General features: G+C 40.9%; 8 protein-coding genes. 6 read left to right on the top strand and 2 right to left on the bottom strand.

What is annotated here, in order from left to right; genetic code table 11:
* Positions 1–207 precede the first annotated feature (207 nt).
* From D1367_RS12430 to D1367_RS12410, 5 genes are all read left to right on the top strand, one after another.
* Positions 208–588: an endonuclease domain-containing protein gene (locus tag D1367_RS12430; RefSeq protein WP_118171377.1), complete on the top strand. Its 381-nt coding sequence runs from the start codon at positions 208–210 to the stop codon at positions 586–588.
* Positions 589–716: 128 nt separating this feature from the next.
* Entirely contained in the window at positions 717–1,031 is a 315-nt protein-coding gene (locus tag D1367_RS12425; protein WP_118166731.1) for a DNA-directed RNA polymerase II, read from the top strand.
* A 126-nt stretch (positions 1,032–1,157) separates the two neighbouring features.
* Complete coding sequence (locus D1367_RS12420) at positions 1,158–1,595, top strand: hypothetical protein (RefSeq protein ID WP_118166730.1); 438 nt, start codon at positions 1,158–1,160, stop codon at positions 1,593–1,595.
* A 322-nt stretch (positions 1,596–1,917) separates the two neighbouring features.
* A complete protein-coding gene (ileS, locus tag D1367_RS12415) occupies positions 1,918–4,794 on the top strand; it encodes an isoleucine--tRNA ligase (RefSeq protein ID WP_118166729.1) in 2,877 nt (958 codons plus the stop codon).
* Positions 4,795–5,372: 578 nt separating this feature from the next.
* Entirely contained in the window at positions 5,373–6,524 is a 1,152-nt protein-coding gene (locus tag D1367_RS12410; protein ID WP_118166728.1) for a histidine decarboxylase, read from the top strand.
* A gap of 105 nt (positions 6,525–6,629) precedes the next feature.
* Here the strand turns inward: D1367_RS12410 and D1367_RS12405 are convergent, their stop codons facing one another.
* Both D1367_RS12405 and D1367_RS12400 read right to left on the bottom strand, forming a co-directional pair.
* Positions 6,630–10,019 (bottom strand): amino acid permease, encoded by a 3,390-nt coding sequence (locus tag D1367_RS12405; protein WP_118166727.1) that lies wholly within the window; start codon positions 10,017–10,019, stop codon positions 6,630–6,632.
* A gap of 295 nt (positions 10,020–10,314) precedes the next feature.
* On the bottom strand, positions 10,315–11,199 hold the full coding sequence (locus tag D1367_RS12400) for a ParA family protein (protein WP_118171374.1): 885 nt from the start codon (positions 11,197–11,199) through the stop codon (positions 10,315–10,317).
* Positions 11,200–11,616: 417 nt separating this feature from the next.
* Here D1367_RS12400 and D1367_RS12395 point away from each other — a divergent pair, with 417 nt between their 5' ends.
* Complete coding sequence (locus D1367_RS12395; protein WP_118166726.1) at positions 11,617–12,789, top strand: homospermidine biosynthesis protein; 1,173 nt, start codon at positions 11,617–11,619, stop codon at positions 12,787–12,789.
* Positions 12,790–13,146: the final 357 nt, after the last annotated feature.

Genomic DNA, 13,146 nt, shown 5'->3' with positions numbered 1-13,146 from the left:
CTTAAAAAGGCTGCGGTGTACGCGCAAGTCGAATTACCCCACCCTAACCCTCCCCTTGTAAAGGGGAGGGAACTAGATACATTTCTTTTTCCCCCCTTTCTAAGGGGGGATTAAGGGGGGTAATTCGACTTGTGTGTACACCGTAGCTCTTTATAAGGGGAGTAATCCTGGGAATAATAAGCACAGCCCAGGAATATGAAAACGCTGATGACAAAACTGTATAACCAAAGCTCAGAAAAGCAAAAACGGCAAGCTCTCAGAAACAATATGCCCCCATCTGAAAAAATAGTTTGGGCAAAACTTAGAAATCAACAAATTGAAAGCTGTAAATTTCGCAGACAATACAGTATTGACAGATTTGTAGTAGATTTTTATTCTTCGGAATTGAGACTTGCCATAGAAATTGATGGTGATAGTCACTATCAAGATGGAGTTGCAGAATATGACCGCGATCGCCAAGCATTTTTGGAATCAAAAGGTACGAGGTTTTTGAGATTTACGAATCAAGAAGTTTATCAAGATATTGATGGTGTGGTGGAGAAGATTAGGGAAGTTATTTGTAGGTTGAGGGAAGTTACCCCACCCTAACCCTCCCCTTATAAAGGGGAGGGAACTAGATAGATTTCCTATTTCCCCCCTTTACAAGGGGGGATTAAGGGGGGTAATTCGACTTGTGTATACGATGAAATTTCTTTTTTCCCCTTTCTAATGTTGATTTGGCGTTCGCATTTGTTGATTTGGCGATCGCATTTGTTGATATAGCGATCGCATTTGTTGATATAGCGATCGCATTTGTTGATTTGGCGTTCGCATTTGTTGATTTGGCGTTCGCATTTGTTGATTTGGCGTTCGCATTTGCTGATATAGCGATCGCATTTGTTGATTTGGCGTTCGCATTTGTTGATATGGCGATCGCATTTGTTACTTCGGCGATCGCATTTGCTGATTTGGCGATCGCATTTGTTGATATGGCGTTCGCATTTGTTGATTGCACTTATTCTCAAACAACAAATCGATATAAAAATGAGTAAAAACACAGACAAACTCGTAATTATTTCATTAAAAGTTCAACCAAATAAATCCACAAAACTACCCATCTCAGGCAAAAGGATACTCCACTATGTTGAAAAAGGAATTCTTAAAAAAAAGGATATGTCATGTCTTTAAGAACTCGTGGTTCTGCTGCTGTTGACAAAGCTCAACTTCGTCTCGCCTTGCTTAAATCCATTGATGAAAATCTGGATTTAGGACATGGATTAACCATTGAAGCCTACAACCACCTTGTTAATACTACCCGTGCGACATTAGAAGCTCATAACACGCTTGTGTCCAATCTTGAAGAATCGCGTAAGACAGTAATCCAGATGGATAAAACCCTCTCCGAAATGTCTGAACGAATGCTAAGTGGAGTTGCAACTATCTATGGCAGAAACAGTGTAGAGTATTCCAAAGCTGGCGGCTCTAATGGAAAAAGAAATAAAAAATATACTTCAAAAGTTGCTCCAGTTGTAGCGGTTCTTCCCACTCAATCGGCTCAAGCTGCAATTGCGAATGCTTCAACTAACGGTAAAAGCACAACTCCTTTACTGCAATAATCCGCTTGATTGCATAAATTTAGTGCCGTGTCAAGCTTAAATTTGTGCATAAAATGTAAGTTGGGTTGACATAACGAAACCCAACCAGACGGGTTTCGACTGCGCTCAACCCTCGATGGCTGAGAGTTGAGCGCACTTGTACTGAGCAAAGTCGAAGTAGTCGAAACTCGGTTTACTAGTACTTTATTTTCACGCAAGTCCCTTAACGAAAATTCAAGGTAGAGAGAGGTTTATCAAACTCGCCCTCAAATAGCAAATTTTGGTTTTCAGGCTATCTCCTATAATTAATAAAACCTGCACACCTAATTCTAGGCATGAGACTGTGACCGAATCAGGAAGTTACAAAGATACTGTAAACCTACCCAAGACTAATTTTGATATGCGGGCAAACGCCATCAAGCGTGAGCCGGAAATCCAAAAATTTTGGGAAGATAATAAAATTTACGATCGCCTTTCCGAAAATAACCCCGGCGAATTATTTATACTGCACGATGGGCCTCCCTACGCTAATGGCTCACTTCATATTGGTCATGCCTTAAATAAAATTCTCAAAGATATTATTAACCGCTACCAACTACTACAAGGGCGTAAAGTTCGCTACGTACCTGGTTGGGATTGTCACGGATTACCAATTGAGTTAAAAGTTTTGCAGAACATGAAGTCAGCAGAACGGCAAAATTTAACGCCTTTACAACTGCGGCAGAAAGCGAAAGAATTTGGACTAGCTACGGTAAATGACCAGCGCCAAAATTTTCAACGCTACGGTATTTGGGGTGATTGGAACCACCCTTATTTAACTCTGAAGCCGGAATATGAAGCGGCTCAAATTGGCGTGTTTGGTCAGATGTTCTTAAAAGGCTACATCTATCGCGGTTTAAAGCCGGTTCACTGGAGTCCCAGTTCTCAAACCGCTTTGGCTGAAGCTGAGTTGGAATATCCTGAAGGTCACGTTTCCCGCAGTATCTATGCAGCTTTTGCAGTTATAAGTTTGTCCGAAGCTGTAAAACCACTGTTGGCGGAATATTTGTCTGATTTGGGTGTGGCTATTTGGACGACTACACCTTGGACAATTCCGGGGAATTTGGCTGTGGCGGTGAATGCAGATTTGAATTATGCAGTGGTGGAAGTTTCACCTTCAGAGGCGCAGAGTAATTTTAAATATCTCATCGTTGCTGCTGATTTAATAGAACGTTTATCTTCAAGGTTGGGAGTTGAGTTAACTGTAAAAGCCACATTCAAAGGGAATGATTTAGAACATACTACTTACCGTCATCCTCTATATGACCGGGAAAGTCCGATTGTTGTCGGCGGTGATTACATTACTACTGAGTCGGGTACTGGGTTGGTACATACTGCACCCGGTCATGGTCAAGAAGATTACATTGTTGGTCAACGCTACGGTTTACCCATCCTTGCACCAGTGGATGACAATGGCAATTTTACCGAAGAAGCGGGAGAATTTGCTGGGTTAAATGTGCTGGGTGATGGGAACCAAGCGGTGATTGATGCATTAAGTGCGGCTGGTTCTTTGTTGAAGGAAGAAGCATATCCCCACAAGTACCCCTATGATTGGCGGACGAAGAAGCCAACGATTTTCCGCGCTACTGAACAATGGTTTGCTTCCGTGGAAGGATTTAGAGAAGAAGCATTAAAGGCGATCGCCACGGTAAAATGGATTCCAGCCCAAGGTGAAAATCGCATCACGCCAATGGTGGCGGAACGTTCCGATTGGTGTATCTCTCGTCAACGTGTTTGGGGTGTACCCATTCCCGTTTTCTACGATGAAGCCACGGGGGAAGTACTGCTGAATGAAGAAATTATCAACCACGTTCAAGGAATCATTGCTGAAAAAGGTTCTGATGCTTGGTGGGAATTATCAGTTGAGGAGTTATTACCCGAATCTTATCGCCAAAATGGTAAGTCTTACCGCAGAGGTACAGACACAATGGATGTATGGTTTGATTCTGGTTCATCTTGGGCGGCTGTCGTCCAACAACGTCCAGAGTTACGCTACCCTGCTGATATATATTTGGAAGGTTCTGACCAACATCGCGGTTGGTTCCAGTCAAGTTTGCTTACCAGTGTAGCGGTAAATGACATTGCACCTTACAAAACTGTGCTAACTCACGGCTTCGCTTTGGATGAACAAGGCCGAAAGATGAGTAAGTCAGAAGGAAATGTGGTTGACCCCAATATAATCATTGAAGGTGGGAAAAATCAAAAAGTAGAACCGGCTTACGGTGCAGATATATTGCGATTGTGGGTATCATCGGTTGATTACTCCGGCGATGTCCGCATTGGGAAAAACATCATTAAGCAGATGAATGATGTTAGAGGCAAAATTCGCAATACAGCGCGGTTTTTGTTGGGTAGCTTAGATGATTTTGACCCGGAAAAAGATGCAGTTCCCTTCGAGGAATTGCCAGAACTTGACCGTTATATGCTGCACCGCATCAGCGAGGTATTTGAGGAAGTAACCGAAGCCTTTGAGAGTTTCCAATTCTTCCGCTTTTTCCAAACAGTGCAGAATTTCTGCGTGGTGGATTTATCCAACTTTTATTTAGATGTGGCCAAAGATAGGCTGTACATCAGTGCAAATAATGCTTTCCGCCGTCGCAGTTGTCAAACGGTGCTGAAGATAGCAATAGATAATTTAGCACGAGCGATCGCACCAGTATTATCCCACACCGCCGAAGATATCTGGCAATATCTCCCTTACAAAACACCTTACAAATCAGTATTTGAAGCCGGTTGGGTGCAGATTGAAGAAAAATGGCGTAATCCAGATTTAGCGGAATTTTGGTCAGCGCTGCGACAACTCCGTACTGATGTGAATAAGGTGTTGGAACAAGCCAGGATAGAAAAACTCATTGGTTCTTCCTTGGAAGCCAAAGCTTTGATTCATATCCCTCACAAACAATTAGCCGATGCTATCAAAGCCTTTAACCCGGTTAAGGGTAACGGTATCGATGAACTGCGGTATTTATTGCTGACTTCCCAGGTGGAATTATTAGATTCTGCACAAGGGTTGGAAGGATTAGAATATACAGCGCAGACGGAAGATTGGGGAATTGGGGTAGTGAAAGCAGAGGGGGAAAAGTGCGATCGCTGTTGGAACTACTCTACTCATGTGGGAGAATCAGCAGAACATCCCTTAATTTGCGAACGATGCGTTGCAGCCTTAGCTGGAGAGTTCTAGTAAATAAGTAGTCAGACAGAATTAATTACACAATGTCATTGCGAATGGAGCGAAGCGGAATGAAGCAATCGCAAGGGCTGGGATTGCTTCGCTTCTCTACGAGACGCTGCGCGAACGCTCGCAATGACTGTAAATATTTTTGTCCGACTACTTATACGTTAGTTCAACAAACCTCTCCCTGCGTTGAAATTTAGTTCAAGTTTTTCCCTCTCCGAGTCCGAGAGGGAATTTTTTGCCTAGTAAAATCTCTTAGCGGTCTTTTCATTCAGCTAATTAGATAGACACTACATCATCCGTGGAATTCACATTAAATCAGGTTCCAGTCACCGCCTGAAATAGATATTTTGCGTAATACACATTATGGTTATTTCCTATAGTGCGTAAGTTCTAAGTGTAATATCCATTTCCGCAAAAAATTCTAATATTATTACTGATATTTGCTCAGTGTTTTCACTAGATTATCTTCAATAAAATAGCCAATTCAGGCATTATTAAGAAATTATAAAGGTATGGATTAATACGTATAATTTAGATTAAAACATTCATTAAGCGAATCAAAATTTAACAGATACAAAGATATGTCAAATAAAGTTACTAAAGAGTTGGCAGATTTTTTGGTGCAAATAGAACAGCGATCGCAGTTTCATGCAGGTTATCCATATAATTTAAGTTGTGATTATAGTGCGATCGCAAAATTTTTTAATCATCTTTTAAATAATGCTGGAGATCCTTATGTGGAGCCAGATTTTGGTCTTCATTCTCGTAAGTTTGAGCAAGAAGTATTATCTTTTTTTGCTAACCTCTATAAGATTCCAGAAGATCAGTTTTGGGGTTATGTTACTGCTGGTGGAACTGAAGGTAATTTATATGGAATATTCTTAGCAAGAGAAATCTACCCGAATGGGATTCTTTACTCATCACAAGACTCTCATTACTCAATTCCCAAAGCAGCTAAATTATTCCGCATTCAGCATAATATTGTTAATTCGCAAATTAATGGAGAAATGGATTATGACCATTTTGAACAACTACTTAGGGAAAATCGTAGTTATCCAGCCATCATAAATTTAAATATTGGGACTACTGTCAAAGGTGCAATTGATAACTTAGACAAAGTTCTAGAAATTTTAGAGCGCAATCAGATTAAAGATTACTACATTCATTGTGATGCTGCACTTTCAGGATTAATATTACCGTTTTTAGATGGCGCTCCCCAAGTTAACTTTCAAAAACCCATAGATAGTATAGCTATTTCTGCTAAATTCATTGGTTCTCCGTTACCTTGCGGTGTAGTTTTAACTAAAAAGAAATGGGTAGAAAAAGTTGAAACAGAAATTGAATATATTGGTTCAACAGATACAACAATTCTAGGATCTAGAAACGGTCACACTCCCCTAATTCTCTGGTATGCATTGCAAACAAGAGGTTATGATGGATTAGCTAGAGAAGCAAATACTTGTATTGATAATGCTCAATATCTTTTCCAACAACTTCAAATAAGAGAATATCCATGCATGTTAAATAAATTTTCTAATACAGTAGTCTTTCAAAAACCTTCTCAAAGGTTAATTAAAAAGTGGCAGTTAGCAGTTCTTGAAGATTGGGCACACCTGATAGTCATGCAGAATATTAATCGCAAGAAAATCGATATTTTTATTAATGAACTTTTGCAAGAAGAAGGATTACTTGATAACGCCGAGGATTTCCAGCTACAGCGAGTTCTACACTAATGTAATACAAATTGGAAAAAAGAATGCGACAAATACACCATTTGTAGAGACGCGATTCATCGCATCTTGACTTAAATCAAGGACTAAAGTCCTTACTACGAACTTTTATCTCATTAAAAAGTTTTTGTCACACAAGTTAGCAGCAAGGAGTGTTTCTACTTCTGCACCTTCCATAGGTGGTAAGAAAAAATACCCTTGCCCATAATCACATTGTAAAGCCTTCAGTTGTGCTAATTGCTCTACAGTTTCTATCCCTTCTGCTGTTACAGACATATCTAAATTATGAGCTAATGTCACAATAGCTCGAACAATTTCTAAATTTTCTCCTCGACTACCTATATTGCTGACAAAAGAACGGTCAATCTTAAGGGTTTTGATTGGTAGGCGGTGCAGATAATTCAAAGATGAATAGCCAGTACCAAAATCATCCATGTGCAACTCGACATTCAGCGCTGTTAACTGGGCAAGTACGGTGGTAGCTAATTCAAAATTATCGATCAACAAGGTTTCAGTAATCTCCAATTTCAAACTACCTGGGTTCAGTCCAGTTTCTTGCAAAATCTCTTTAACTTGTTTAAACACATCAGGTTGACTGATTTGTTTACCAGAAAAATTAACGCTCATTGTCAGAGGTAATGAGTTAGGAAATCGTTGATGCCATTTGTGCATTTGATGACAGGCTTCATAAAGCACCCATTGCCCGATACTAACAATCATTCCAGTTTCTTCCGCCAGGGGAATAAAATCTTCAGGGCAAACAAGCCCTCGTTCTGGATGATGCCAACGTATGAGTGCCTCAAATCCAATAATTTTGCCAGTTACTAGTGAAATAATTGGCTGGTAATCAAGGCGAAATTCTTCTTGTTTGAGCAGTGCATTTCGCAGAGCAGTTTCTAACTCCAAGAGTAAAGATGCGCCCTCGTGCATTTTTCCGTCAAAGACCTCATAGCGTGCCTTACCAAGTGATTTGGCGCAGTACATTGCCACATCGGCATCGCGGAGAATCTGTGCTGCTTGCTCATAATCTGCTTTACTTAAAGCGATGCCAATACTAGCATTAGTAAACACCAGATGCTCATTTAATTGAAATGGTAAAGCTAGCACTTTTTTAATTCGCTCGGCTACCTGTATGGCGGTGCTGATATCCTCAATTTCCTCCATTAAGATTGTGAATTCATCTCCACCAAAACGGGCAACTATGTCTCCAACTCGCAGAACTGATTTTAGCCGATGAGAAATTTCAATTAAAAGTTGATTTCCCAGTAGATGTCCAAGGCTATCATTAACAACTTTAAAACGGTCTAAGTCTAAGAAGAGTACGGCAAATAAATATTTATTTTGCTGTTTAGTACGTTCTATTGCCCCCTGCACTCGCTCCAAAAATAATCGTTGATTAGGTAATCCGGTTAGCCCGTCATGAAGACTATTGTGCAGTAATTGCTCTTGTGCTTGCTGACGCTTGATAATGTCTTGCTCAAGTTGTTGATTTACTCTAATAAGTTCAATGGTGCGTTCTAGAACCATCTGCTCAAGCTGATGACGATACTGAACTAATTCTTTTTCTACTAACTTACGTTTAGTGATGTCACGGATAATAACAACATACTCTCGTAGCTGGGAATTAAATGGCTGTGAAATAGTCGATTCAACAATTAGTAGACCTTGGTTAATTTTTAACGTTTGCTCACTTCTAATAGACCATTGCTCCGGTTTACCGCGATAGCATATTAATAGTTGATTCAACTTTTTGCCAAGTAGCTGCTGAACACTTGTTTGAAATAATTCTTCAGCAGCAGCATTTGTCTGGCAAATTTTACCGTTTTCATCTAAGACTAAAACAGTATCGGGGACAGTATCGAGAGTAGTAATAAATAGGCTTTTTGCTTGTTTGCGTGCATTATCAATAGCAACGATTTGTGGTAGAGTTGTCCAGCAAGCGATCGCAACCCCTGCAAAAGAAAATGTCACTAACATAATAGCTAGCAAAGAGTTATGAATATTATGATAGTTTTTGTCTAATAAATCGCGGATAAACCAACTGCTTGTGGCAGTCATACAAATTAATGATACTAGGACAATTACCTGTAGTACGACAAAATCTTGGTTGTTTCTACTAGACTTAACGTTGTAATGCTGTGTCCACCATTTTACCTGTAATGGTGTTAAATTTAAGCGACGTAGCGCTAAATCTCCTATCATCAGAAGAATGGGTAATAATAAACCCACTAAAAAATTTTTCCAATTCCAAGCTAAACCTCCTACTATTAGAACTACTGCTTCTACACAGAAAAAACCAAGTGACCACCAAGGCCATAACACCTGCGGTTTGCCCCGACACAGCCATAATCCCAGATGTAGACCCATAATCGACACGAGATAACAGGTACCTGCTACCGTCACAAGTTGAGGTACATTTCCCAAATTCAGACAAAGCAGGCTGAGTAGAAAGGTAACAAAGATAGCGGGCCCAAGGACACCTTGGGGTGAAACGAATGTAAATATAGGAGAAAGCTGACCGTCTAAAGCAAGTTGGTATAATATCCGAGGCGAGTTGGAAACTGCCGTAGCAGCACTTAAAAGGCAGGATACAGTAATGAGAAGTGTGACTATAAAAGAGGCAGATTCACCCCAAAAAGGCTTAGAAGCTGCCACCAGATTTAAGAACACATCGTCACCTATTGCTGGATTTGGAGACGAACACATTAATACCCAAGAAGCACCTAAAAACACCGCAGGGATTAGCCAAGCAGCGACAGTTAAGAACCCCAAACTTTTATGTGGGTGGCGGCTATCAGCAACAAAAGAAGAAGTGGTTTCACAAGCATAAATTGAATAGCTAGCCAGAAAAAACCACTTTGCCCATTCTCCAAAGCTCAGGCTATTTGTGCTAGTTAGGATAAGTTTAAAACTAGTGGTTGAGAAGGCTGACCATACTACGCCTTGAATACAAAACAAAAGTAGTAATAAAATGGCTGGGAAGACAAAAAATAAATGCAGGAGCGCTAAAGCACGAGTACCACTGAAAGCCAAAATAAAAGGAATTGCTGTAAAAAGAACTTTTAAAAAAGTTTCTGGACAAGAAATATTTAATGTTTCAAAATTAACTTTAACTAGGTCTGTGAGAATAATCGCATATAGTGCTGGTGCTGCTGCCCAGCTAAAAAAGTATCCCAAGGCTACGTAACGGCCTAAGCCAGGAAAGTTCTTTAGTAGCCTTGTGGTATAGTTTGGTGTTCCCCCAGCGACATCTGGCCAGTGTCTACCTAGACTTTGTACCTGCAAGTTGAGTAAAAAGGAAATGATCGTGCCAAACAACCAAACAAAGATAGCTTTAGACCCTAACGCTGCATGAATAATGGGGGCAGTACCGATCCATCCCACATGACCCGTTAAGCCAAAGCCCCAGGTTTCGAGATAACTCAGAGTTCGTGGTAGGGGCATTACCAAGCTTTGATTTTTCTCTTTCTCTGCCTGTACAGAATTGTTAGTAAGCATTGTTTCTTAGCGAGATTTACTGGCCTTTTCACTCAATAGCCGAATAGTGCTGTACATAGCTTCAGTATAAATGCTGGACTTATCGGAAAAATTACTTAATTATTACCACTTTTTATCGAGGAATGCAGGAGGCAGAGTGCAGGTTTTGATAGGGTCATTCCCCCTGCCTCTTCATTAGACATCTCCAGAAATTAAATATGCGTTACCCATAACCCTTGTAGAGACGTAGCACTGCTACGTCAAAACAATTATTTTTCGGAGATGTCTATTGAACTCAGCAGTTCTGGAGCTATAGCTATAGCTTTTGCAACAACTCTTGAGTTAACTGACAGAACGCTTTTGAACCAGCTGATTGGGGAGCATTTAAAACAGCTGGCATAAAACTATCGACAGCCTTAGCAACATTGACATCAACTGGTATTTGTACCTTACAAATTTTTTCTACACCGAAATCTTCAACAACGCGGTGCATCACTTGTTTATAGTATCTGCCAGTGAGAAGGTTAGCGCTAGACATGCTGAATACAATTCCCAGCATTTTTATATTTATTTGGGTTTCATGTCCGTGACTGTCTTTTAATTGGGCAATGCGTCTTTCTAGCAGTTGAATACCCACTACAGATAATGGTTCTGGTTTAGCAGGAAGTATGTAAAAATCACTGGCAGCTAAAGCGCTACGAGTCAATAAATTATATCCAGGCGCACAATCTAAGAGGATAAAATCATATTCTTGACGCACAGGTTTTAAAATATTATTTATCAAGACTCTTTCAAAGCGATTCCAAATTGTTTCAAAGTCCTGTTCACCTAAAGCAGTTGCTTGCTGATGCAGCATTTCTGAAACAACAAATTCATCATATAAGTCGATATCTCCTGGTAATAAATCCAATCCTGGAAGATTACAAACCGGGGATTGAATGATGTCTTTAATTGTCAATTTTGCTTCTGGTTCGGGATTGATAACTTGGTCTATCAGATACCTAAATGTCTTACTTTGTTTACGACGCTTGGCAAAATCTAAAGGCGACATCAAACTAAGTGTGGCGCTAATTTGGCTGTCTAAATCAAGGACAAGCACCCGCTTACCATGATTTTTAGCTAAACAGGTAGCTAAGTTGACGGTGAGGGTGGTTTTACCAACGCCACCTTTCATATTTGCAGTAGCAATTACATATCCCATTGGTTGAGTCCTCTGTTGACGCATTTCCATGTAGGTAGCGTACACCTGTCTCGATCTATTAAATCTTTCATTAAATTTAATATTTTCGCAAACTCATTTCAGTGAAATTGTCTAAATTGTAGGCGTTGAGTAAAGGCGCACAGATGTCATTGGTGTCAACTTAAGCCTAGAAATAGCAAAACTTTCGGCTTGACTCGCCCGCCTGGAACTAAAGTTCCAGGCGGGACATGGCTTTTACGTTAAGTTGACACGTATGCACATCTGTGCGCTCCTACGATAGGATATTTTTTTACTGGAAGTCTCTAATCTCAGCCGTGGTAATGTTTTTTGATGAGATGAGCTAGTAAAATTGCTGTCACTTTGGTTGAAAGCTAGATACCATTAGATTCGGCGTGTTTATTGTTCGGGAGTGCCAAAATGTCTAAACAGCTGGGTCAAAAAATCGCACCTACACTTATATCAAATGATATCAGTGTGGTGGATTTGATCGATCAATACTTTACCGCTTACAACTCAGCGCGGTTGCGGGAAATCTGCCAACTACTGAGTCGTGATGTGCTAACAGAAGGTGTCACGGTGGGAGTTAGCCTTTCCGGTGCGATGACGCCAGCAGGATTCGGGGTTTCAGCGCTTGCACCCTTAATTCGCAACGGCTTTATTGACTGGATGATTAGCACTGGTGCAAATCTTTACCACGATATGCACTACGGTTTGGGTTTTGAACTTTTTGCTGGTAATCCGTTTTTGGATGATGTGAAACTGCGCCAGGAAGGCACTATTCGCATTTATGACATTATCTTTGGTTACGATGTACTGTTAGAAACTGATGCATTCATCCGCAAGATTCTGCAAGGGGAAGCGTTTCAGAAGCGGATGGGAACTGCTGAGTTTCACTATTTACTGGGTAAGTATGTTCGAGAAGTAGAAAAGCAACTGGGTGTACAACATTCTTGCTTGCTTGCTACAGCTTATGAGTATGGTGTGCCTATATATACGTCTTCTCCAGGAGATAGCTCAATTGGGATGAACGTGGCGGCTTTGGCTTTGGAAGGTTCGCAGTTGGTAATAGATCCATCAATTGACGTAAATGAAACGGCTGCGATCGCATATAATGCCCGTGAATCTGGAGGTAAAAGTGCGGCTGTAATTCTTGGTGGCGGTAGTCCCAAAAACTTTTTGCTCCAAACCCAACCGCAACTTCACGAAGTATTGGGACTAGAAGAACGAGGACACGATTACTTTGTGCAGTTTACCGATGCGCGTCCAGATACAGGCGGTTTGTCTGGAGCAACCCCATCGGAAGCTGTCAGTTGGGGTAAGATTGACCCGGAAGAGTTACCTAACGCTATTGTTTGTTATACCGATAGCACGATCGCTCTACCATTGGTGACAGCATACGTCTTGAACAAGTGCCAGCCTCGTCCCCTGAAGCGTGTGTACGACAGGCGAGAAGCTATTTTGGATAAACTGCAAAAAGACTATCTAGCAGCCAAAACCCAGTCATCGGATCAAATTCCCGCAGCAGTGGCTGAAAGTGCCCAAAAGCAAACAGCGACTTATCCCTGTGGACGGTTGATTCCGAATACGTAGGAAATGGGGAGGCAGGGGGGGAGAATAAAAAATTACCAAGCCCTTCGGGCAGGGAACTCTTAAGAGGGAACAGGGAACAGCTTTGAAAACCTGCCCGAATTTTGGGTCTAAAGCCCCTAAATTTATTTATGAAAAAAAATAAAAACATTTTTTAAGGGGACGCGCAGCGCAAGAAAAAATACGTCCTTGTACAAATCCCCTAATTTTAATTATGGGGATTTCCCTGTTCCCTCTTGCCTGTTCCCTGTTCCCTTTTAACTCTTTCCAATGCCCTAGTACTTATGCATTGACAAGAAATACCAAATATGGATAAAGGTTAAAAACCATATCTTTCGTAAGGGCACAGCATTGCTGTGC

This window comes from Nostoc sphaeroides (assembly GCF_003443655.1).
Lineage (GTDB): Bacteria > Cyanobacteriota > Cyanobacteriia > Cyanobacteriales > Nostocaceae > Nostoc > Nostoc sphaeroides.
This window is presented reverse-complemented; position numbering and strand designations above follow the sequence as displayed.

Excerpts from the sequence above, each read along its gene's own strand:
- D1367_RS12430 (WP_118171377.1), top strand. The coding sequence starts at position 208 with ATGACAAAACTGTATAACCAAAGCTCAGAAAAGCAAAAACGGCAAGCT.
- D1367_RS12420 (WP_118166730.1), top strand. The coding sequence starts at position 1,158 with ATGTCTTTAAGAACTCGTGGTTCTGCTGCTGTTGACAAAGCTCAACTT.
- D1367_RS12410 (WP_118166728.1), top strand. The coding sequence starts at position 5,373 with ATGTCAAATAAAGTTACTAAAGAGTTGGCAGATTTTTTGGTGCAAATA.
- D1367_RS12405 (WP_118166727.1), bottom strand. The coding sequence starts at position 10,019 with ATGCTTACTAACAATTCTGTACAGGCAGAGAAAGAGAAAAATCAAAGC.
- D1367_RS12400 (WP_118171374.1), bottom strand. The coding sequence starts at position 11,199 with ATGGGATATGTAATTGCTACTGCAAATATGAAAGGTGGCGTTGGTAAA.
- D1367_RS12395 (WP_118166726.1), top strand. The coding sequence starts at position 11,617 with ATGTCTAAACAGCTGGGTCAAAAAATCGCACCTACACTTATATCAAAT.